At 68.0% G+C, this 19956-nt stretch carries 25 protein-coding genes; 17 read left to right on the forward strand and 8 right to left on the reverse strand.

Annotated elements, in window-relative coordinates; all coding sequences use genetic code 11:
- The 8 genes from GXP74_RS12300 to GXP74_RS12335 all read left to right on the forward strand — a co-directional run bounded on the left by GXP74_RS12300 (position 1) and on the right by GXP74_RS12335 (position 5518).
- Complete coding sequence (locus GXP74_RS12300) at positions 1 to 504, forward strand: DUF6879 family protein (RefSeq protein ID WP_370468549.1); 504 nt, start codon at positions 1 to 3, stop codon at positions 502 to 504.
- Complete coding sequence (locus tag GXP74_RS12305) at positions 485 to 1363, forward strand: helix-turn-helix transcriptional regulator (protein WP_182451524.1); 879 nt, start codon at positions 485 to 487, stop codon at positions 1361 to 1363. Before GXP74_RS12300 ends, GXP74_RS12305 begins: the two co-directional genes overlap by 20 nt.
- Positions 1364 to 1499: 136 nt before the next feature.
- Positions 1500 to 2651, forward strand: a complete 1152-nt coding sequence (locus GXP74_RS12310) for a radical SAM protein (RefSeq protein WP_182451525.1) — start codon at positions 1500 to 1502, stop codon at positions 2649 to 2651.
- On the forward strand, positions 2648 to 3241 hold the full coding sequence (locus GXP74_RS12315; protein ID WP_182451526.1) for a 3'-5' exonuclease: 594 nt from the start codon (positions 2648 to 2650) through the stop codon (positions 3239 to 3241). Before GXP74_RS12310 ends, GXP74_RS12315 begins: the two co-directional genes overlap by 4 nt.
- A 13-nt stretch (positions 3242 to 3254) precedes the next feature.
- Positions 3255 to 3863 carry a dTMP kinase gene (gene tmk, locus GXP74_RS12320; RefSeq protein ID WP_255528107.1) on the forward strand — a complete coding sequence of 203 codons (609 nt, stop codon included), beginning with the start codon at positions 3255 to 3257 and terminating at the stop codon, positions 3861 to 3863.
- A 63-nt stretch (positions 3864 to 3926) separates the two neighbouring features.
- Positions 3927 to 4259, forward strand: coding sequence for a recombinase family protein (locus tag GXP74_RS12325; RefSeq protein WP_182451528.1), 333 nt, complete (start codon positions 3927 to 3929; stop codon positions 4257 to 4259).
- A gap of 103 nt (positions 4260 to 4362) precedes the next feature.
- Positions 4363 to 4911, forward strand: a complete 549-nt coding sequence (locus tag GXP74_RS12330; RefSeq protein ID WP_225447876.1) for an ATP-binding protein — start codon at positions 4363 to 4365, stop codon at positions 4909 to 4911.
- Between the two features lie 274 nt (positions 4912 to 5185).
- Positions 5186 to 5518, forward strand: coding sequence for an Lsr2 family protein (locus tag GXP74_RS12335; protein ID WP_182451529.1), 333 nt, complete (start codon positions 5186 to 5188; stop codon positions 5516 to 5518).
- A 119-nt stretch (positions 5519 to 5637) separates the two neighbouring features.
- On the opposite strand, the gene GXP74_RS12340 is transcribed toward GXP74_RS12335, so the two are convergent.
- The 3 genes from GXP74_RS12340 to GXP74_RS12350 all read right to left on the reverse strand — a co-directional run bounded on the left by GXP74_RS12340 (position 5638) and on the right by GXP74_RS12350 (position 8232).
- On the reverse strand, positions 5638 to 5976 hold the full coding sequence (locus tag GXP74_RS12340; RefSeq protein ID WP_182451530.1) for a hypothetical protein: 339 nt from the start codon (positions 5974 to 5976) through the stop codon (positions 5638 to 5640).
- A 136-nt stretch (positions 5977 to 6112) separates the two neighbouring features.
- A complete protein-coding gene (locus tag GXP74_RS12345; protein ID WP_182451531.1) occupies positions 6113 to 6577 on the reverse strand; it encodes a recombinase family protein in 465 nt (154 codons plus the stop codon).
- 170 nt (positions 6578 to 6747) lie between these two features.
- Complete coding sequence (locus tag GXP74_RS12350) at positions 6748 to 8232, reverse strand: DHA2 family efflux MFS transporter permease subunit (protein WP_370468415.1); 1485 nt, start codon at positions 8230 to 8232, stop codon at positions 6748 to 6750.
- A gap of 127 nt (positions 8233 to 8359) precedes the next feature.
- Here GXP74_RS12350 and GXP74_RS12355 point away from each other — a divergent pair, with 127 nt between their 5' ends.
- Entirely contained in the window at positions 8360 to 8794 is a 435-nt protein-coding gene (locus GXP74_RS12355; protein WP_182451532.1) for a MarR family winged helix-turn-helix transcriptional regulator, read from the forward strand.
- Positions 8795 to 8850: 56 nt separating this feature from the next.
- On the opposite strand, the gene GXP74_RS12360 is transcribed toward GXP74_RS12355, so the two are convergent.
- Positions 8851 to 9291 carry an SRPBCC domain-containing protein gene (locus GXP74_RS12360; RefSeq protein WP_182451533.1) on the reverse strand — a complete coding sequence of 147 codons (441 nt, stop codon included), beginning with the start codon at positions 9289 to 9291 and terminating at the stop codon, positions 8851 to 8853.
- Positions 9284 to 9712: a helix-turn-helix transcriptional regulator gene (locus tag GXP74_RS12365; RefSeq protein WP_182451534.1), complete on the reverse strand. Its 429-nt coding sequence runs from the start codon at positions 9710 to 9712 to the stop codon at positions 9284 to 9286. Before GXP74_RS12365 ends, GXP74_RS12360 begins: the two co-directional genes overlap by 8 nt.
- A 176-nt stretch (positions 9713 to 9888) precedes the next feature.
- Here GXP74_RS12365 and lgt point away from each other — a divergent pair, with 176 nt between their 5' ends.
- Complete coding sequence (gene lgt, locus GXP74_RS12370; protein WP_182451535.1) at positions 9889 to 10800, forward strand: prolipoprotein diacylglyceryl transferase; 912 nt, start codon at positions 9889 to 9891, stop codon at positions 10798 to 10800.
- Between the two features lie 42 nt (positions 10801 to 10842).
- On the opposite strand, the gene GXP74_RS12375 is transcribed toward lgt, so the two are convergent.
- On the reverse strand, positions 10843 to 11709 hold the full coding sequence (locus tag GXP74_RS12375) for an EamA family transporter (RefSeq protein ID WP_182451536.1): 867 nt from the start codon (positions 11707 to 11709) through the stop codon (positions 10843 to 10845).
- A 109-nt stretch (positions 11710 to 11818) separates the two neighbouring features.
- On the opposite strand from GXP74_RS12375, the gene GXP74_RS12380 reads away from it, so the two are divergent.
- Both GXP74_RS12380 and GXP74_RS12385 read left to right on the forward strand, forming a co-directional pair.
- On the forward strand, positions 11819 to 12394 hold the full coding sequence (locus tag GXP74_RS12380) for a helix-turn-helix domain-containing protein (protein ID WP_182451537.1): 576 nt from the start codon (positions 11819 to 11821) through the stop codon (positions 12392 to 12394).
- A 115-nt stretch (positions 12395 to 12509) separates the two neighbouring features.
- Entirely contained in the window at positions 12510 to 13520 is a 1011-nt protein-coding gene (locus GXP74_RS12385; protein ID WP_225447877.1) for a DMT family transporter, read from the forward strand.
- On the opposite strand, the gene GXP74_RS12390 is transcribed toward GXP74_RS12385, so the two are convergent.
- Positions 13504 to 14283, reverse strand: a complete 780-nt coding sequence (locus GXP74_RS12390; protein ID WP_182451538.1) for a serine protease — start codon at positions 14281 to 14283, stop codon at positions 13504 to 13506. The two genes, GXP74_RS12385 and GXP74_RS12390, sit on opposite strands and share 17 nt — an antisense overlap.
- Before the next feature lie 398 nt (positions 14284 to 14681).
- Complete coding sequence (gene idi, locus GXP74_RS12395; protein WP_182451539.1) at positions 14682 to 15254, reverse strand: isopentenyl-diphosphate Delta-isomerase; 573 nt, start codon at positions 15252 to 15254, stop codon at positions 14682 to 14684.
- 212 nt (positions 15255 to 15466) lie between these two features.
- Here idi and GXP74_RS12400 point away from each other — a divergent pair, with 212 nt between their 5' ends.
- The 5 genes from GXP74_RS12400 to GXP74_RS12420 all read left to right on the forward strand — a co-directional run bounded on the left by GXP74_RS12400 (position 15467) and on the right by GXP74_RS12420 (position 19952).
- The gene (locus tag GXP74_RS12400; protein ID WP_182451540.1) at positions 15467 to 16222 is read left to right on the forward strand and encodes a sugar phosphate nucleotidyltransferase; all 756 of its coding nucleotides are present in this window, start codon (positions 15467 to 15469) and stop codon (positions 16220 to 16222) included.
- Positions 16210 to 17277 carry an iron-containing alcohol dehydrogenase family protein gene (locus GXP74_RS12405; protein ID WP_182451541.1) on the forward strand — a complete coding sequence of 356 codons (1068 nt, stop codon included), beginning with the start codon at positions 16210 to 16212 and terminating at the stop codon, positions 17275 to 17277. The genes GXP74_RS12400 and GXP74_RS12405 overlap by 13 nt, the downstream gene beginning before the upstream one ends.
- A 133-nt stretch (positions 17278 to 17410) precedes the next feature.
- Complete coding sequence (locus GXP74_RS12410; RefSeq protein WP_182456395.1) at positions 17411 to 18097, forward strand: CDP-alcohol phosphatidyltransferase family protein; 687 nt, start codon at positions 17411 to 17413, stop codon at positions 18095 to 18097.
- 5 nt (positions 18098 to 18102) lie between these two features.
- Complete coding sequence (locus tag GXP74_RS12415; RefSeq protein WP_255528108.1) at positions 18103 to 18987, forward strand: glycosyltransferase family 2 protein; 885 nt, start codon at positions 18103 to 18105, stop codon at positions 18985 to 18987.
- A 65-nt stretch (positions 18988 to 19052) separates the two neighbouring features.
- The gene (locus GXP74_RS12420; RefSeq protein ID WP_182451542.1) at positions 19053 to 19952 is read left to right on the forward strand and encodes an ABC transporter permease; all 900 of its coding nucleotides are present in this window, start codon (positions 19053 to 19055) and stop codon (positions 19950 to 19952) included.
- Positions 19953 to 19956: the final 4 nt, after the last annotated feature.

Below are 19956 nucleotides of genomic sequence, written 5' to 3' on the forward strand. Positions count from 1 at the left end.
ATCGTCGGAGCTGAGTTCGGTCAGCTCTTTCGCACCTTCGAGCACACGGCATTTCGGCTGGAAACGCGGGACCAATACAAGTCCGCCAACGAGTCCGAAGCCCTTCGTCAGTTCGTTGCGGGCGAGCCCGTTGAACTGGGCTGGTTTCAGAACTGGCTGGGCATGATCCGTGATGCGTCGGACAAGGGACGTCGTTTTTCCCGCGTGCGTGTGGTGAGTCTGCCGCTCACCGACTACAGCCGCTTCGGTGTGTACTGTTCCCAGCACACCAACGCGGCGGGCGAAGACATCCGTTACCTGCCCCGTGGTGAAGTGGCCGAGCTTCCAGATTACGACTACTGGTTGTTCGACTCGCGCAAGCTGGTGCGGATGCACTTCGATGACGACGAGAACTTCTTGGGCGGTGAAATCATCGAGGACCCCGCCGTGATCGTGCAGCACAACTACTGGCGTGATGCCGCTTGGCACTACGCTGTACGACGGGATGACTTTGCCACCGATTAGATCCACCGACGTCGCGAGCGTGCGTGAGGCACGTGTCGCACTCGGCCAACGACTCCGTGAGCTACGCCAGCAGGCGAACCTGACTGGACGGCAGCTGGCGGAGTCGTTGGCATGGCCAGCCTCCAAGATCTCCAAGTTGGAGAACGGCCACCAAACACCAACCGACGACGACATCCGAGGTTGGACCCGGGAGACTGGCAGTGAGGCGCAGGCTGATGCACTCCTGGCGTCGCTGCACACGCTTGAAAGCCAACACTCCGAGTGGCAACGGCAGATCAAGACCGGTCTCAAGAAGCATCAGCAAGACCTCATTGGGCTTGACGCGAAGACCCGTTACTACCGTGCTTTCGAGGCCACCTTTATCCCTGGCCTTCTTCAGACCGCAGACTACGCCCGAGCACGCTTTGCCCAGAGCATCACCGTGTTCAAGGTGCGCAACGACATCAACGAGGCAGTTGCAGAGCGCGTTCGCCGTCAGGAAGTCTTGTACCGCAGCGACAGACGATTCCATTTCATTCTTACGGAAGCTGCGCTGCGCTATAGGCTCTGTGCCCCAGACGTGATGCTCGGTCAGCTTGATCGGCTGATCTCATTCGCCGCGCTGCCGAACGTGAAGCTGGGCATCATCGGGTTCGAGACGGCATACGTGGTTGCGCCCGCTCATGGCTTCTGGCTTCTGGACAACGACCTCGTGATGGTGGAGACCTTCTCTGCTGAGCTGAACCTTGCCCAGCCGCAAGAGGTCGAGCTGTACGGCAGCGTCTTTGACCAGCTCGCCGCCGTCGCCAGCTATGGCCGGGCGGCTCGAACGATCATTACCCGGGTGATCGATGATCTCGCGCCGGAGGATGGCTCCTGATTTCGGCGGCCTGGTATCGATCGTGGAGTCGCTAGAAATACCGAGAAACTTTCTATTCGAATACGTCCGTTAGCCCTACTCTCCTTTTCAGGACGCGAACCGCGTCCGCTTCCCCCTGGGATCTTGGGAGAACTAGGTGGCCACGTTCGTACCGCTGCTCACCAGTGAGCAGATCGCCCGCTTACCCGCACGTGCCCGTGAAGTGGTCGAGTACCGCAAGAGCGGACTCAGCCTGAACCACATCCAGGGGTGCCCCCTGGACTGCGCGTACTGCATCCGACACACCTACGGTTTGTGGGACCAGCGCCAACCGCGTGCCCTCATGACCGACGCTCAGGTCGTGGCTGAGCTGGTGAATCACCGCTACTTCCAGCCGGACGTGACCCCGGTGCAGTTGTTCAACCGGGCCACCGGTCCGTTCCTGCCCGCCGTCCGTCCCCACACCTTCGCGGTGCTGGAGGACCTGGACGCACGGGGCCTCCACAACCACGTGCTGGTGATCACCCGCCACCAGATGAAGACCGAAGACGCGGTGCGCCTCAACGGCCTGCGCAACCTCAAGGTCACGCTGCTGTTCACCTATTCGGGCATCGACAACAAAAAGATCGAGCCCTACCCGTCCGAGGTGGCAGCGCAGTCCCTCAAGATCATGAGTGCAGCTGTGGGTCGTCGTTACCGCACGGTTCTGTACTGGCGGCCGTTGGTGCCTGGTCTCAACGACTCACCAGAACACCTCGATCGAGCATACGAGTTGAGTCAGCGTGCCGACGCGACGGTGTTCACCGGCCTGTTCTACCGGAACGAGATCGCGGACTACTACCGGGCGAACAACCTGCCTGAGCCGTACGACGAGACCGCGCGCCGCAAGATCGTTCCGGAGACATTGGAAAGGCGCGTCCTTTCAACCTTCGCCGGCAGCGACTCGTTGTTCCGCAAGACCTCCTGCGCAGTGTCGTACGCACATGGTGAGCCGGACTACAACGGGCACTACGGCGTCCGTGAACTCTGCGACATCTGCCCGTTGAGTCAGTTGGATCTCTGCCTGGCGGCACACCGCATCCCGACCCCGGACCGGATTCACGAGGTTGCCAGCACCTTGTCTGACGCAAGCGGCCTGGTGGTCGTTGACATCACTGAGGGTGCCGCCGTGGTCTCCGGACTCAGCGAGGAACAGCCGCGCTACTACCTGCAACACGCGCTCGGGTTCCAGGTCCACGATGTTCGGCACCCCCACCACGACCGGCGACACGGTCGAGCCGAAATCGGATGGAAGGCAGAGACGACGTGACTGACTGGACGAGCCTCAACTACGTGGTGGTCGATGTTGAGGGCAACGGCTACCAACCGCCGGACCTGGTGGAGCTGGCCGTGGTCCGGATCGTCGGCGGCGTCATCGGAGAGCTGTCGAGTTGGTTGGTTCGGCCGCTCACCCGGATCAAGCCGATGGCCGAGAGCATTCACGGCATCACCAACGAACAGGTTGCTGGCCTGCCGTTGTTCGAGAGCATCAAGGGTGACGTACGACGTGCCTTGGAAGCTGACGCCCTGGTCGCACACAACGCCCACGTGGATGTCAGTGTGCTTCAACGCAAGCTCGACAACTGGGCACCCGTTGAGGTCTTCGACACGCTCAAGCTGAGCCGTCGCTTGATGCCCGGCCAGCCGAGTTACCGGCTCGGCTCACTGGTCGAGGAGTTCAACCTGGCGGATGGTGTTCCGTCAGACCTCAAGCCTCACCGGGCCACCTACGACGCCTTGATGGCAGCACGTCTGTTCATCCACATTGCGTCGCAGTCTGCTGACGGACCCCTGTCGCTGGAAGCTCTGCGGGATCAACCGCCGCGAGGGGGCAAGCATGAAGCTCCGGCCCTTTTCTGATCACCCCCGGGGTGTGTTCGTCAGCATCGACGGTCCCAGCGGTGCCGGTAAGTCCACGATCGTGAGCCACCTGGCGCAGATGCTCGTTGCCGGTGGTGAAGACGTCCACGTGACTGCTGAGCCGTCGCAAGGACCTATCGGTGGACTCTGCCGGGAGTTGACCGAAACGGTCACCGGTCATGCCCTGGCGTGCTTGTACGCGGCAGACAGGTACCACCATGTTGAGACCGAGGTTCGGCCACACATAGAGGAAGGACGAACCGTCATCAGCGACCGGTTCATCCCCTCGGGTCTGGTGATGCAGCGGTTTGACGGCATCGATCCAGCGTTCCTGTGGCAGCTCAACGCCGAGGTAGAACGTCCCGACCTCGCGGTGATCCTTGAGGCTGACCCCGAGGTGATCTCGGAGCGGTTGAACGAACGAGGTGCGCACAACCGGTTCCAGCTCTCGCCGGGCAGCTCGCACGCAGAAGTCCACTTCTACCGCCAGGCCACGGAACGGTTGGTCCAGGCCGGGTTTGACGTGCTTCGAGTGGACTGCAATCAGCGTCCACCCGAGCAGGTTGCAGGGCTCATCCGTGATCGGTTGATGAGCTTCTTCGCAGGACCCAGCGAGTCATAAGCCGACGGGGCTGGTCGCGGTGCAGGACAACCCGCCGCCAGCCCCGTCACCCACGGTGCGGGAGTGACCGTGAAGCCCCTGATCTACGGCTACATGCGGGTTACCGATGACATGGCCGACAAAGAAGTCCGGCTGATCGAAAAGCAGTTGATTACCTTCGCCGACGCTGAGGGTTACTGTCTGGCGATCATCTTCCACGAGCAGGGTGGTGCGATGGCCGCTCTCGATGAGCTGTTGTGCGAGCTTCAGCGCTCGGAGGCCAAGCACGTCGTTGTTGCCTCGCTTGAACAACTCAGTGACCATCCGTTGCTTCAAAGCAGCTTCCTTCGAGAGATCACCGTCGTCGGGGGCGCAGTCCTACACCAGACGGCTAACCCCTGGTGGCTGACGAGCTGACGCAGCAGGAGCAAGAGCACTTCGCCAAGCGTCTCGTACTGCTGGCTGAGTTGCTTCAAGAACGAGCTATCCGCACGCGAAAACGCCAGGAAAGAGAGCGGCGATGACGGCGGAACTCATGGGGGAGACCACTACCGGCGCGACATTTCATCAGGAATGGCGACCAATGAAGAAACTTCCTCCGCTTGCGGCGTCGCTCAACCTGGCGGCTCTGCCCACCGCAGTGAGTTGTTCACGGATGTTCGTCCGGCACACGTTGCACCGCTGGACCCTCCCCGAGCGGATCGACACCGCCGAGCTGGTGGTCTCAGAGTTGGTGACCAACGCCGTGAAGGCAACCGGCGTCACTACCCTCCAACCGACGTGGGCGGAGCTGGACGGTCTGAACCTAATTAGTGTTCGCATCCTGGCGCGTGGGGATGCCTTCTCCATCCAGGTGTGGGATGCGTCGGTGGAACTCCCGGTTCAACCCGCAGCCGGCGCCGACGACGAGGCCGAGAGCGGACGAGGGTTGTTCATCGTCGGTGCCATGGCACGGCAAGTCGGACACTTCTACCCCAGGGGTGGCGGCAAGGTGGTGTGGGCGGAGCTGGCGCTTGAGTCGCCAGTTCCAACCCTCCCGCGGCGGTCGTCGAAGACGGCGACGATCTAACTACCCAAACCCGACCCTGATCTACTCCGTAGGGTGCTGGCTGGACTTCAGGCCATATGACGCGTTCCAACCCCGCAGCGGCCGTCCGTAGATTCACTTCCCCCGTACGGACGGCATGGCACCCCCGACGTGAGCACGGGCGTCGGGGGTGCCTTACGTTCCGGTATTTAGCAGAAGAACGAGCCTCGACCCTGCATCGTCGGCTTCCTTTGCGCTGGACGGCTCAATCTGTCATCGTGCACCTACCAGCACGGGAGCGTGGAGAGGTGCAGTCATGGCGCAGAAGGTAGTAGTTGAACTCTCTGACGACCTGGATGGGTCAGAGGCCGACGAGACCGTTACCTTTGCCTTGGACGGCGGGTCCTACGAGATCGACCTGAATAGCAAGAATGCGGCTGCACTGCGCGAGATCCTTGCCCCTTACACGTCCGCTGGACGTAAGCAAGGTGGTGCTCGACGGGGAGCCAAGCGCGTACCAGTGGCCAAGGACGCCAACCGCCCGGACCCGGGAGCAGTGCGATCCTGGGCCGCGTCCCAGGGCATCGAGGTGGCATCCCGGGGCCGTGTCCCTGCGGACGTGATCGTGAAGTTCCAGGCGGCTCACTGAGCCTGTCGCACGTCCTAGAACTCCTCCGTGCCCCTAAGTGGCACGGAGGGGTTACTTGATTGGACGGCACCAGCACCCCCGGCGCGAACCTTGCGCCGGGGGTGCTTTTGGTCGCTGGACTACCAGTTGAACAGAGCTGGGCGTTTACCGGTAGGTCCACTTGTAGCTATCGAAAATATGTCGTTCTGCATGTCTACATCCGAGGATACAACCGACTCGCTTGACTGAGACCCAAAGGAATACTGGTAGATATTCGCAGTGGCGGTTTTATGCGCCGCATTTCCAGGCACGTAGTACAGCGTCCAATTATTGGCTATGACCATGCCGCCCGTGCCGTCAGCGAGGTGCGTCAGTTGTTTGGTGACACCCGTCTTGATATCACGTGCGAAGACTTGCAATGGAACCGTCGGCCAAGGAGCCGAGTAGTCCAGCGGTAGGTACTGGTCATCGGGATTCATGATGGCCGCATTGAGTAGCCCCGAATCACCTTGCTGAGGGGATTAATGGAGCCATTTCGGTTGCGGTAGAAGGCTGGGTAGTTGCTGTGGATGTTGCCCTTCAGCGCTTTGTCTCGGTAGAAGTCCGTGACTCGTTTTACGGTCTTTGCACTTGACTGGTTGGCGACTGCGACCAACATGCGCGCGATGGTCTGGCATCCGCGTCCGTTAGGTCGAGCGTCATTGAGGGGAGCCACAGGATAGACTTGGGGCGACCCTCTTTAAAGTAGGCGTGGCAGTATGCCTTGATGACCCGTTCTAGATCGATGGGCTGGCGGAATATACGGTCCAGATCCCAACCGGCAATGACGTCCGTCTGGTTGTCGATGAAGTCTTGCAACCATGGCTCAAAGCCATCATCACGGATGACCTCGGGTTTATATGCTGACTTGCCGTTGTCGAAATAGTCGCATGTGGCGACACCACCCCGTGACGCAATAAGCGGGTGCACTGTCCGGAACTGGTGATTGATGCCAGGGGCGCGCTTTTTGTCCGTATCTGAAATGCGGCCATAAGGGCTCACGCGTAGTGCGGTAATGGTGGAGGTTTTATTGTCACTCACAAGATCATTTTATTAAGAATATGTAGTTACTGGAATACCCAGCGGCCTGAACGCCCACTACACGGTCGACGGCATCGCGGAGGAGTTCCGGCGGGTCCGCGAGGCCGTCGGGTAGCCGCCCGGGGGCGGTCCGGGAGCGACCCGGTGGCGGCCCGGTCCGGGCGTCCGGCTCAGTCGCTCACCCGTGGGGGTGCGGTCGGCCGCTCCGTGGCCATCTCCCGCTGCTGCTCGGGCACGCCCCCCGCCGCCTGCCCGGGTTCCGGCTGACCCAGGGCCGCCCGGCGGGCGACGCCGTCCGGCATGGTCAGGCTGAACAGCGCGGCCACCACGGCGATCACCGCCAGTATTCGGTAGGCGTCCTGGTAGGCCGCCACCGGCGGGTCGGCGGCGGCGTGCGGCCCGGCGTTCAGGACCAGCAGGGTGGCCACCACCGCCGGGGCGAGCGCCCCGGCGGTCTGCCGGACCATCGTGTTCAGGGTCGAGGCATGCGCCACGTCGGCCCGCCGCACGTTGCTCAGCGAGGCCACCGTGGTCGGCATGAACACCCCGCCCATGCCGACCCCGAGCAGGAACATGTACAGCCGGAAGGTCCACAGGCTGCTGTGCAGGTCGCAGGTGGAGAGCAGCAGCAGGACGCAGGCCACCATGCCCAGCCCGATCGCGATGATCAGGCGCGGCCCGACCCTGGCGTAGAGGGCACCCGCCACCTGGACGGTCAGCAGCACCCCGAATGCCTCGGTGAAGGTGCTGGTCCCGGACGCCAGTGCGCTCCGCCCCTGGGCCTCCTGGATGAACAGCGGCCCGAGGAACATCGCGCCCATGATCGCGACCATGCCGACCAGGCAGATCAGGTTGGTGTCGCGGAACAACCGGTCGGCGAACAGCCGCAGCCGCAGCACCGGTTCCTCGGTGCGCAGTTGGACGAACGTCGCGGCGGCCAGCAGCGTCACGCCCCCGGCCAGTGCGGCCACCACCGGCGTCGCGGACCAGCCCTGCTGGGCGCCCTCGCACACCCCGTACATGAGCCAGGCCAGGCCACCGCCCGACAGCAGCAGCCCGGGTATGTCCAGGCGTCCGGGGGTGTGGTCGCGGTGCGGTGTCAGGAACAGCAGGCCGAACACGGTGGCGGCGAGGCCGACGGGCAGGTTGACGTAGAACACCCAGCGCCAGGAGAACCCGTCGACCAGGATCCCGCCGAGGATGGGCGCCACGGCCGGGGCGACCTGCTGCGGGAAGATCATCAGCCGGGACGCGCGGACACGTTCCTGGGCGGAGAAGGTACGGAACAGCATCGCCCCGCCGACGGGCATCAGCAGCCCGCCCGCACAGCCCTGGAGCGCCCGGTAGACGACCAGTTGGCCGAGGCTGTCGGCCGATCCGCAGAGCGCGGAGGCGAGGGTGAACAGAGCGAGGGACAGCAGCAGCACCCGCTTGCCCCCGAAGCGGTCGCCCAGCCAGGCGGAGGCGGGAAGGAACATCCCTACACAGACCGGATAGACGACCACCACGCTGTCGAGGCTGGTGGCGGCGAGGTGGAACTGGCGGCCGATGGACGGCAGGGCGACGGTGGTGATCGCCCCGTCGACGATGGACAGAAAGATGGTCGAGGCCACCATGACGGGTACGACGGTGCGTTGGCTGAGGCGGTGGGGCACGGCAGGGTCCTGTGTGAGTCAGGGCATCATGAGGGCGCGTCAGAACGGGCGCGCTGGACCCGGCCGACATATACTGAGCATACTCACTATGAACGGCCTCACAATATTGGAACGAGGATCGGCGCATATGGGAGTACCAGGCAGCAGCGACATCCTGGTGGACGAGCTCTTCGCCACCACCCAGCGACTGCAGTCCTTCGTGAACGCCCGGCTGCGCGTGCACGGCGCCTCCGTCGCCCGGCTGCGGGCGCTGCGCATGCTCGCCTCCTCGCCCGAGCCGCTGCGGATGCGGGACCTCAGCGACATGCTGGGAGTCGCCGCCAGGACGACCACCGCGCTGGTCGACTCGCTGGAGCGGGACGGCCTGGTTGAGCGGGTCCGGCATCCGGTGGACCGCAGGGCCTTCCTGGTGAGCCTCACCCCGCCGGGCCGGATCCGGCACGCCGAGGCGGAGGAGGTCGACCGGCAGGCCCTGGCCGCCGCCACGGGTCGACTCGGTTCGGCCGAGCGCGCCCGGCTGCGGGAGCTCCTGGCGCAGATCCGCGACGCCGTGGCGGAGTAGCCCCGGCCCGCAGGTCACGGCGGCTGGTTCACGACGGCCGGCTCACGGGGGACTGCTCAGGCCTGGGGCAGCCCCTCGGCCAGGCGGTCGAAGAACAGGGACCAGCCCTCCTTGGTCTTTATGTACTCCTCCGCGCCGAGGTGCCCCTCCTGCACGAAGGCCATCTCCGTCTTGCCGCCGAGGTCCTTGAACACCACGGTCACCAGCTCGACCAGCGGGTCGTTCGGGTCGAACGGGTTCCTCAGGGTGAGCACCAGCCGCTCGGGCGGGACCACCTCCCGGTAGTCGCCGTGGAAGTGCAGCGTGGTCGGCGCGGGATCGACATGCATGATCGCGCTCCACGCGCCGCCGGGGCGGACGTCCATCGAGACCGTCTCCAGTGGGACCTCGCTCTCGGCGCCGAACCAGCGCGCGAACTGGGCGGGCTCCGTCCAGGCGGCGAAGACCAGCTCCCGGGGCGCGTCGAAGACGCGGGTGATGCTGAAGCTGTCAGTCATGGTCTCTCTCCTTCTCTCGGTGTTTTCTCGGCTGCTGATCCGGCTGCTGATCCGGCTGCTGTCCGGCTGCTGTCCCGGCTTCATCCTGGAGCTCCGCCATCCGCTCCGCGAGGTGGTCGGCGAGGCGGTCGAAGCTGCGCTCCCACAGCCGTCGGTACCGCTCCAGCCAAGCGGACGCCTCGCCCAGCGGCTCTGCCTCCAGGCGGCAGGGGCGCCACTGCGCGGACCGCCCCCGGGTGATCAGCCCGGCGCGTTCCAGCACCTTCAGGTGCTTCGACACGGCGGGCAGGCTCATCGCGAACGGTTCGGCCAGCTCGGTGACCGTCGCCTCACCGGACGCCAGCCGGGCGAGGATCGCCCTCCGAGTCGGATCGGCGAGGGCGGCGAAGACGGTACTGAGCGGGTCCGGTTCGGTTGCCACGGTATTCAACCACCTAGTTAATTAACCTCTTGGTTCACTATAGTCCGGCCGCCGCCGGTGTCAAGCGGTAGTCGGACGGTCGCGCGGATGGCTGTCCGGGGCGGCCGTCGTTGTAGTCTGGCCGCGCCCAGCGGGTCGTCCAGCCCCGCCCGTTCGCAAGGGAAACGGCCCGCCTGATGGAACTCGCGTACATCCCCAGCCCCTCGCAGGGGGTCTGGCACATCGGCCCGATCCCGATCCGCGCCTACGCGCTGTGCATCCTCGCGGGCATCGCCGCCGCCCTGTGGCTCACCCGCCGCCGGTGGGTCAAGCTCGGCGGCAACGCCGACGACGTCCTGGACATCACCCTGTGGGCGGTGCCCTTCGGCATCGTCGGCGGCCGTCTGTACCACGTCATCACCGACCCCGAGCTCTACTTCAAGGCCGGTGAGCAGCCCATCCGCGCCCTCTACATCTGGGACGGCGGGCTCGGTATCTGGGGTGCGGTGGCCCTGGGCGCGGTCGGCGCCTGGATCGGCTGCCGCAGGAAGGGCGTCCCGCTGGCGGGCTTCGCGGACGCGCTCGCCCCCGGCCTGATCCTGGCCCAGGCGATCGGACGCTGGGGCAACTACTTCAACCAGGAGCTGTACGGCGACCCGACGAAGCTGCCCTGGGGGCTGCTGATCGACCCGGCGCACCGCCCCCCGGCCACCCCCAACCTGGCCACCTACCAGCCGACCTTCCTCTATGAGTCGCTGTGGGACCTCGGCTGCGTGCTCCTGCTGCTGTGGGCCGACCGCAGGTGGAGCCTGCACTCGGCCCGGCTGTTCGCGCTCTACGCCGCCGCCTACACGGCCGGTCGCGGCTGGATCGAGGCGCTGCGGGACGACCACGCCAACCGCTTCCTGGGGCTGCGCCTCAACGACTGGACCTCGCTGATCGTGTTCCTGTGCGCGGTGGCCTACCTGATCGCCACCCGGGACAAGCCGGCCCCGGAGAATCCGATCGGCCGCTCCCGGATCACCGATCCCGAGGCGGAACTCGCGCCGGTCGCCGCCGGGGACGACGAGGGCCGGGGCGACCAGCGGGACGCCGAGCTCAAGGCCTGACGCCGCCCGCCCGGTTCGGCTGTCGTCCGCCGGGCCGCTCGGTCAGTGCGCCGCCAGCAGGATCGCCCCGGCGAGGGCGAGCCCGGATCCGGCGGCCTGCACCGGTCGGAGCCGCTCGCCGACCAGGATCCGGGCGCAGAGCGCGGTGACCACCGGGTAGAGCGAGGCCAGCACCGCCGCCACCGCCACCGAGCCGGTCTGGCTGGACAGCACGAACATGCCGTTCGCGGCCACATCGCCGAGGCCCACCGCGACCAGTCCGGTGAGGGCGCGGGCGCCCAGGCCGGTGAGGTCGGCCAGCCGGTAGTCCTCCGGGCGGCGGCGGGCGGCTCGCAGCAGTGCGCCGCCGCCGACGACCAGGTTGCAGCTCCGCTGCACCAGCAGCGCGAGCAGCAGTCCGGCCGCTCCGGTCGTGGCCTGCGCCATCAGCGCCATCACCCCGCCGAAGCCGAAGGCCGCGACCAGGGTGAGCAGCACCGCCGTCCGCTGTACCGGGGCCCCGCGCAGCTGTGGTCCGCCCGCGAGCACCACCCCGACCGCGGCCACGGCGATCCCGGCCGCCTGCATGGCCCCGGGCCGCTCGCCCAGCAGCAGGCCGACGCCGACCGGCACCGCCACGCCCACGGTGGCCAGTGGGGAGACGACCCCCATCGGGCCGAGGGCGAGCGCCCGGTAGAAGGCGATCATCGCGATCGGCCCGATCAGTCCCGCCCCGGCGGCGTACAGCAGTCGGGGCGAACCGGTGTCGAAGCCACCCGTCGCCGTCACGCTGACCAGCAGCACGAGCGTGGCCGCGGCCTGCGAGGCGACCACCACGACCAGGGCCGGCAGCCGCCGGGTGAGCAGTCCGCCGCCGAAGTCGGAGACACCCCAGAGCACACTGCAGATCAGGGCGTAGACGGCAGTCATGGGGGAGACCTCGCAGTACAGTGCGGTGGACCGTGGGTGCACTTCACTGTAGTTCATTCTGATGAACTGCTGAGTGCATTATGTTGGCCCTCTACTTCCAGGACCGCCCATGCCCGACCTCGACCTGGTCGCCCAGGCCCTCGCGCGCAACGTGCGACGCTTCCGCGCGGACCGTGCGCTGACCCTGGAGGCGCTGGCCGCCAGAGCCGGGGTGAGCCGGGGGATGCTCATCCAGATCGAACAGGCGCGTACCAATCCCAGCGTCGGCACGGTGGTCCGGGTGGCCGACGCCCTGGGCGTCAGCATCGCCCGACTGCTCGACTACGACCAGGGGCCACTGGTCCGGCTGGTCCCGCAGGAGGAGGCGGTGACCCTGTGGTCCACCCCGCGGGGCAGCGCGGCCGTGCTGCTGGCCGGGGTCGAGTCGCCGGGGCCGCTGGAGCTGTGGCACTGGACGCTGCGCCCCGGCGAGGGGCACGACTCCGACGCGCACCCGGTGGGCACGACGGAGATCGTCCGGGTGGACGCGGGCGAGCTCCTGGTGGTGCTGGACGGGGTCGAACACCCGGTGCCCGAGGGCACCACCGCCGCCTACGACGCCGGTCGGCCGCACGGCTACCGCAATCCGGGGACGGTCGACGCCCGGCTCACCATGGTCGTCTCGGTCCCGCCGCCCCCGGCCTGACCGCGGCGCGCCCGGCCGGAACGATCACACTCCCGCCGACTGCCGGAGGCGGCCGGTAGCATCGCGGTGACGGGTGCAGGGCTGGGAGGGGCCGAGGGGAGGGGTGACACGGCAGATGTCCACGACGGCCGTACTGTCCGTGCTGTTCGCGGTGCTCGCGGCGGTGAGCAACGCGATGGGCACGGTGCTCCAGCGGCGGGCCGCGCTGATCGTCCCGCAGTCCGACAGCTTCCGGCTGCGGCTGATGCTGGACCTGCTGCGTACCCCGGTGTGGTTCGGCGGCATCCTCGGTGTGATCTTCGCGGCGGTGTTCCAGGCACTGGCCCTGGCCACCGGTCCGCTCGCGGTGGTGCAGCCGATCTTCGTCCTGGAGCTGCCGTTCGCGCTGCTCATCTCCGGGGTGGTGTTCGGCAAGCGGATGCCCCGCTGGGGCTGGTTGTCGGTCGCCGCGATCGTGGTCGGGCTCGGTACCGCGCTGTTCGCGGCCTCCCCGCGCGGCGGCGACCTGCAGCCCTCGATGGCGCTGTGGGTGCTCGCGGTCGCCAGCTGCTGCGGCGCGATGGTGGTGCTCTCCGCGGCGGCGCGACGCCGCCCGGTGGGCTCGGCCCGGGCGGTCTGCCTGGGCACCGCCGCGGCCATCGGCTACGCGCTGACCGCCGCGCTGATGAAGTCCGCCACGGACACGCTCGACCACCAGGGTGTCGCCGCCTTCTTCGAGTCCTGGCAGACCTACGGCTTCGCGGTGGTCGGCGTCTGCGCGCTGTTCCTGCTGGAGAACGCCATGCAGGCCGGACCGCTGGTGGCCTCGCAGCCCGCGCTGACCCTCGGTGACGCGCTGATCAGCCTCTCGCTGGGGGTCACCCTCTACAACGAGTCGGTGCGGACCGGCTGGTGGCTGGTTCCGCAGATATTCGGTGCGGGCCTGGTGCTGCTCGGCGCCGTCGGGCTGTCCCGGCTCGACGCCGTCCGCCGCGCCGGCGGGACCGCGGGCGACCCGGGCACGCCGCCCCCGGAACCCCAGCCCGGGGAGGCCCACTCGGCGGAACCCCCGCCCCCGAACCCCCCGAACCCTCCGGCGGCTCCGGGCGCCCCGGGGGTCTCCGAGGAGGTCAGCGGACCATGGTGATGGCCTGCTGGTACAGCCCCTGCACATCGCCGTCGAAGTACACGCTGTAGGAGACGTCCGGGGTGTAGCCGCCCTGCTGGAAGCCGCCGATCACGCCGATCACCGTCCCCGAACTGCCCTTGCCGGGGACCACCCACGGGCTGCCGCTGGTCCCGTCGGTGTAGTTGGCGCAGGTGATGCGCATCTGGGTCGGGCTGAACGAAGCACTGTAGTTACTGCAGGTGATCGGGGCGTTGGCGGTCCCCGGATACCCGGTGAGGGTGATCAGCTGCGCGGGCGACTGGTTCACCGCCAGTGTGTTCCCGCCGACGACCTGCTGGATCTCCTTGCCGTGCAGCGACCCGAGCACGGCGAAGGCCACGTCGTAGTCCGGGTCGGTGTTGGCGGTCCAGTTCGGGTCCTCGATCGTGTGCAGCACCGGCCACGTGCCGTACGGCTGCTGGCCGTTGCGGTAGCCGGGGATGAAGACGGTGTTCCCGGGGGTGGCGGACAGGCAGTGCGCGGCAGTGATGATCACGTCGCCGCCGGGGCTGTTCACCACGCTCGCGGTGCAGAAGTGGCCGCCGTGGATGCTCCCGGTGAACAGCGCGCCGATGCGCGCCGTGGCCGCCGTCGCGGACACGGTCCACGACCGGCCCAGGCCCACCGGGTTGAGCGCCACGGCGGTGGCGCTGCCGACCGCCATCACCACCAGCCAGGCCAGGACGGCCAGCACCCAGCGAGCCGGTGTCGCCCACGGGGTGGGCAGTTGCAGAACCCTCACGCTCAGACCATCGCCGTAGCCCGTGGGATCCGGCTGTGAGACATGTGAGAAGACCTTGAATTTCCCGAGGGAGGCGGGGGCCAAGGGGTCCTCCAGCGGGAGCGGCGTCCGGGGACGGCACGTGGGCAGGCACGGCGGTAAGCGAAATGAGCAAGCGAGGCAAGAGGTGCGGGCAAGGCAAGGAAAGCAACCGGCGGCCAGGGGCCGACCCGGGTACGGGCCGCGCTGCGCGCGCCAGCAGATGTTCGCCATGGTGCCCTGTCGTTATCCCACGTCACAAGTGTCCTGGAGAAGAAAAATAGGACCAGTTGGGCGTTCTCGGCCCGAACGGGAAGCGAAAACCCGTCGGAGCCGGGTAAGAACACCCGCCTGGTCCCCCCGGACCACCGCCGTCGGTGCTACCAGCCGGCGTTCGGGAACAGTTCGCGGACCGTCGGCAGCGCCGCGTCCAGCACCGTGCCGAACCAGACCGAGAACGGCTTGGCCGCCCGCAGTTCCGCCAGTTCCGCCGGGGTCACGAAGCGGGTGTCCGCGACCTCCTCCGGGTTCGGCCGCTGGGTGGCCTCGGCGATCCCGACGAACAGGTGGTTGTACTCCTGTTCGACCAGCCCGGTCGCCTCGTCCGGGTGGTTGTAGGTGACCGTCCCCGCCTGTTGCAGTCGGACCGGGCCCGCGCCCAACTCCTCCGCGGTGCGCCGGGCGGCGGCCACGAACGGCGGCTCGCCGGGATAGGGGTGACCACAGCACGTGTTCGACCAGACGCCGGGGGAGTGGTACTTCCCCAGCGCCCGCCGCTGCAACAGCATCCGTCCTTCGGTGTCGAACAGGAATACCGAGAAAGCCCGGTGCAGTCGACCAGGACTCCGATGCGCGGACAACTTTTCGGCCGTACCGATGGTGCGGCCCTCGGTGTCGACGAGCTCCAGCAGGATCTCGGTCGCGCTCAGAGTCGTTGGTTCGCTGGTCGGCATGGATGAGGACCTTTCGGCTCGTGACTGCCGGGCTCGCAGCTGTCCGGTCATATCGATGCCGACAGTCTGCCGTACGTACGCCCTCCGCTTCAGCGAGACGCCCCCAAGAGGGTCCCGCGTCCCGCGTGACCTTCACATTCGCCTACGATCGCGGGTAGCTTGCACCCTTGCCCGCAGCACTGACGCATGAAGTACAGAGAGTGAGACACCCCATGATCGGCCTCGTTCTGGCCGCCGGCGCCGGACGCCGGCTCCGCCCGTACACCGACACCCTCCCCAAGGCGCTGGTGCCGGTGGACGGCGACCGGACCATCCTCGACCTGACCCTCGGCAACTTCGCCGAGGTCGGCATCAAGGAGGTCGCCATCGTGGTCGGATACCGGGCCGAGGCCGTCTACCAGCGCAAGGCCGCGCTGGAGGCGCAGTACGGGCTCACCCTCCGCCTGGTGGACAACGACAAGGCCGAGGAGTGGAACAACGCCTACTCCCTGTGGTGCGCCCGGGAGCTGTTCAGCGAGGGCCTGCTGCTCGCCAACGGCGACACCGTGCACCCGGCCTCGGTGCAGCGCACCATGCTCGACGCCAACGCCAGGCTCACCGCCGAGGGCAGTGCCCCGGGCGTGCTGCTCGCCCTGGACACGGTGAAGCAGCTCGCCGACGAGGAGATGAAGGTCGTCGTCGACCCCGAGCTCGGCATGCGCCGGATCACCAAGCTGATGGATCCCGCCGAGGCCACCGGCGAGTACATCGGCCTCACCGTGATCAACCCCTCCGCCGCCGAGGACCTCGCCTCCGCGCTCCAGGCCACCTTCGAGCGCGACCCGCAGCTGTACTACGAGGACGGCTACCAGGAGATGGTGAACCGGGGGCAGCGCGTCGACGTGCAGCCCATCGGCGAGGTCTCCTGGGTCGAGATCGACAACCATGACGACCTTGCCAAGGGACGGGAGATCGCGTGCCAGTACTGACCCGACTGGTCCCCTCGCCGCTGGTGGTCGACATCCGGGCCGGGGCCCTGAACGACCTCGGGCTGATCCTCGCCGACCAGCGGATCTCCGCGTCCGGCCGGATCGCCGTCGCCGTCAGCGGCGGCTCCGGGGCCGCGCTGCGCCAGCGGCTGGCCCCGCAGCTCCCCGGCGCCGAGTGGTACTCGGTCGCGGGCGGCACCCTGGACTCCGCCGTCCTGCTGGCCGAGCAGATGCGCTCGGGCCACTACGACGCGGTGGTCGGCCTCGGCGGCGGAAAGATCATCGACGCCGCCAAGTACGCCGCCGCCCGGGTCGGCCTGCCCATGGTCGCGGTCGCCACCAACCTCGCCCACGACGGCCTCTGCTCCCCGGTCTCCACCCTGGACAACGACGCCGGCCGCGGCTCCTACGGCGTACCCAGCCCGATCGGCCTGATCGTCGACCTCGACGTGATCCGGCAGGCCCCGCACCGCTTCGTCGCGGCCGGGATCGGCGACGTCGTCTCCAACATCTCCGCCTGCGCCGACTGGGAGCTCTCCAAGCGGGAGACCGGTGAACAGGTGGACGGTCTGGCCGTCGCCATGGCCCGCAGCGCCGGAGAACTGCTGCTGCGCCACCCGGGCACGATCGCCGACGACTCGCTGCTGGTCGCCCTCGCCGAGTCGCTGGTGCTCTCCGGGATCGCGATGAACATCGCCGGCAGCACCCGGCCCTCCAGCGGCGCCTGCCACGAGATCAACCACGCCATCGACATCCTCTACCCCACCCGCTCGGCCCAGCACGGCGAGCAGTGCGGCCTCGGCGCGGCCTTCGCCACCTACCTGCGCGGCGACCTCGGCCTCACCGGGCAGATGATCGAGGTACTCCAGCGCCACGGGCTACCGGTGACGGCGGGCCAGATCGGCTTCAGCGACGAGGAGTTCGTCGCCGCCGTGCACTACGCTCCACAGACCCGCCCAGGACGCTTCACCGTCCTGGAGCACCTCGACCTCGACACCCCTGCCATCCGGGACGCGTACAACGACTATGTCAAACACGTCAGCTCCTGCTCCTGAACGATCCGGCCAACCCGAGCGGCCCGGCCGTTCCGGTGGCGGCAAGCCCACTCTCGCCGAGTTCCGCGCCGTCGCCCACCCCGAGGGCCTGCTCGACCGCCGCTCCGGCGAGCACTGGGCGGGCCGCATCTACATGCGCCGGATCTCCTCCCGCATCACCCGGCACCTGATCGACGCCCCGGTCAGCCCCAACCAGCTGACCTGGCTGATGATGTTCACCGGGATCCTCGGTGGCGCCGCCCTGCTGGTCCCCGGGCTCACCGGGGCGATCCTGGCGGCCCTGCTCATCCAGGCGTACCTGGGCCTGGACTGCGTCGACGGTGAGCTCGCCCGTTGGCGCAAGCAGACCTCCACCACCGGGGTCTACCTGGACCGGGTCGGCCACTACCTGTCCGAGGCCGCGCTGCTCACCGGCGCCGGGCTGCGCGCCGCCGACCTGTTCAAGCAGCACGGCGGCCCCGCCTGGATGTGGGCCTTCCTCGGCACCGTGGCCGCGCTCGGCGCGATCCTGATCAAGGCCGAGACCGACCTGGTCGACGTCGCCCGGATCCGGCGGGGCCTGGCGGCGGTCGAGGACACCGCCTCGGTGCCGCGCGCGGCCGGTGTGGCCAGGGCCCGCAAGCTCGCCGCCGCGCTCAAGTTCCACCGGCTGATCGGCGGGGTCGAGGCCTCGCTGGTGCTGCTCGCGGCCGGAATCGCCGACAGCGTCCACGGGGACCTGCTGTTCACCAGGATCGCGGTCGCGGTGCTCGCCGCCATCGCTGTCCTGCAGACCGGGCTGCACCTGCTCAGCATCGTCCTCTCCAGCCGGCTCAGGTGACGGCGGTGTCCGACGAACTCAGGCTCGGCGCGGTCGTGCTCACCATGGGCAACCGCCCGGCGGAGCTCACGGCGCTGCTCGACTCGGTGGCCGCGCAGCACGGACCGGCGATCGAGGTGGTCGTGGTCGCCAACGGCGTCGACGTGCCGCCGCTGCCCGAGGGCGTGCGCGGCATCAGGACCGAGCAGAACCTCGGCATCCCCGGCGGGCGCAACGTCGGCATCGAGGCCTTCGGCGCCGACGGCTCCGAGGTGGACGTGGTGCTCTTCCTCGACGACGACGGCCTGCTGCCGCAGCCCGACGACGCCGAGAAGCTGCGGGCGGCCTTCGCCGCCGACCCGCGCCTGGGCATCGTCAGCTTCCGCATCGCCGACCCGGACAGCGGAGAGACGCAGCGCCGCCACGTCCCGCGGCTGCGCGCCGCCGACCCGCTGCGCTCCTCCCGGGTGACCACCTTCCTCGGCGGCGCCAGCGCCGTCCGCAGCGCGGTCTTCGCCCAGGCGGGGCAGCTCCCGGGGGAGTTCTTCTACGGCCACGAGGAGACCGACCTGGCCTGGCGGGCACTCGACGCCGGGTGGGAGATCGAGTACCGCGCGGACATCCTGCTGCACCACCCCAAGACCGCGCCCAGCAGGCACGCGGTCTACAACCGCAACATCGCCCGCAACCGGGTCTGGCTCGCCCGCCGCAACCTGCCCGCGCCACTGGTCCCGGTGTACCTGGGTACCTGGGTGCTGCTGACCCTGGCCCGGCGGCCCTCCGGCGAGGCGCTGCGGGCCTGGTTCGGCGGCTTCGCCGAGGGGTGGCGCACGCCCTGCGGCCCGCGCCGCCCGATGCGCTGGAGCACCGTCTGGCGGATGACCAGGCTGGGCCGCCCACCGGTGATCTGAGAGCCGACACCCCGGCGCGGGTGTCGGCACTGCCGCGGGCGCCGCTCTCATGAGACGGTCGGAGAGTGAGCGAGTACAGCGGCAGCGTCGACACCCGCCCGAACCTCAGCGGCGCCGAACTCGCGGCGGCGCACGGCCTGTCCATCACCGGCAGACGGCCACCGCTGCCCAGCTACACCCGGCAGCTCTGGTCGCGGCGGCACTTCATCATGGCCTTCGCCACCGCCAGGCTCACCGCGATGTACACGGCGGCGCGGCTGGGGCAGATCTGGCAGGTGATGACGCCGCTGCTGAACGCCGCCGTCTACTACCTGATCTTCGGCCTGCTGCTGGGCACCAACCGGGGAATCCCCAACTTCATCGCCTACCTCTGCACCGGCGTCTTCGTCTTCCAGTTCACCCAGTCGGCGGTCCTCGCGGGCACCCGTTCGATCGCCGACAACCTGGGGCTGATCCGGGCACTGCACTTCCCGCGGGCCTGCCTGCCGATCGCCTTCACGGTGATCCAGCTCCAGCAGCTGATCTTCTCCATGGGCGTGCTCGCGGTGATCGTGCTGGCCACCGGGGAACCCGTCAGCTGGCGCTGGCTGCTGATCTTCCCGGTGCTGCTGCTCCAGTCGGTCTTCAATGCCGGGCTCGCGCTGTTCATGGCCCGGATCGGTGCCAAGACCACCGACATGGCGCAGCTCATGCCGTTCGTGCTGCGCACCTGGATGTACCTGTCCGGCGTCTTCTGGAGCGTCAGCAGCTTCACCTCGGACGCCCCGGGCTGGGTCTCGGCGGTGCTGAACCTCAACCCGGCGCTGATCTTCAACGACCTGATGCGGTACGCGCTGATGATGTCGGTGCCCGCCTCGCTGCTGCCGAGCCACGTCTGGCCGGTGGCGATCGGCTGGTCGGTGCTGGTGGGGCTGGCCGGGTACGTGTTCTTCTGGCGGGCCGAGGAGGAGTACGGCCGGGGCTGAGCCG

Source organism: Streptacidiphilus sp. P02-A3a (assembly GCF_014084105.1).
Lineage (GTDB): Bacteria > Actinomycetota > Actinomycetes > Streptomycetales > Streptomycetaceae > Streptacidiphilus.

What these genes read in the sequence shown, in the direction of transcription:
- GXP74_RS12305 (WP_182451524.1), top strand. Translation starts at nt 485, where the DNA reads ATGACTTTGCCACCGATTAGATCCACCGACGTCGCGAGCGTGCGTGAG.
- GXP74_RS12330 (WP_225447876.1), top strand. Translation starts at nt 4,363, where the DNA reads ATGACGGCGGAACTCATGGGGGAGACCACTACCGGCGCGACATTTCAT.
- GXP74_RS12335 (WP_182451529.1), top strand. Translation starts at nt 5,186, where the DNA reads ATGGCGCAGAAGGTAGTAGTTGAACTCTCTGACGACCTGGATGGGTCA.
- GXP74_RS12340 (WP_182451530.1), bottom strand. Translation starts at nt 5,976, where the DNA reads ATGAATCCCGATGACCAGTACCTACCGCTGGACTACTCGGCTCCTTGG.
- GXP74_RS12355 (WP_182451532.1), top strand. Translation starts at nt 8,360, where the DNA reads ATGGGAGTACCAGGCAGCAGCGACATCCTGGTGGACGAGCTCTTCGCC.
- GXP74_RS12360 (WP_182451533.1), bottom strand. Translation starts at nt 9,291, where the DNA reads ATGACTGACAGCTTCAGCATCACCCGCGTCTTCGACGCGCCCCGGGAG.
- lgt (WP_182451535.1), top strand. Translation starts at nt 9,889, where the DNA reads ATGGAACTCGCGTACATCCCCAGCCCCTCGCAGGGGGTCTGGCACATC.
- GXP74_RS12375 (WP_182451536.1), bottom strand. Translation starts at nt 11,709, where the DNA reads ATGACTGCCGTCTACGCCCTGATCTGCAGTGTGCTCTGGGGTGTCTCC.
- GXP74_RS12380 (WP_182451537.1), top strand. Translation starts at nt 11,819, where the DNA reads ATGCCCGACCTCGACCTGGTCGCCCAGGCCCTCGCGCGCAACGTGCGA.
- GXP74_RS12385 (WP_225447877.1), top strand. Translation starts at nt 12,510, where the DNA reads ATGTCCACGACGGCCGTACTGTCCGTGCTGTTCGCGGTGCTCGCGGCG.
- idi (WP_182451539.1), bottom strand. Translation starts at nt 15,254, where the DNA reads ATGCCGACCAGCGAACCAACGACTCTGAGCGCGACCGAGATCCTGCTG.
- GXP74_RS12400 (WP_182451540.1), top strand. Translation starts at nt 15,467, where the DNA reads ATGATCGGCCTCGTTCTGGCCGCCGGCGCCGGACGCCGGCTCCGCCCG.
- GXP74_RS12410 (WP_182456395.1), top strand. Translation starts at nt 17,411, where the DNA reads ATGCGCCGGATCTCCTCCCGCATCACCCGGCACCTGATCGACGCCCCG.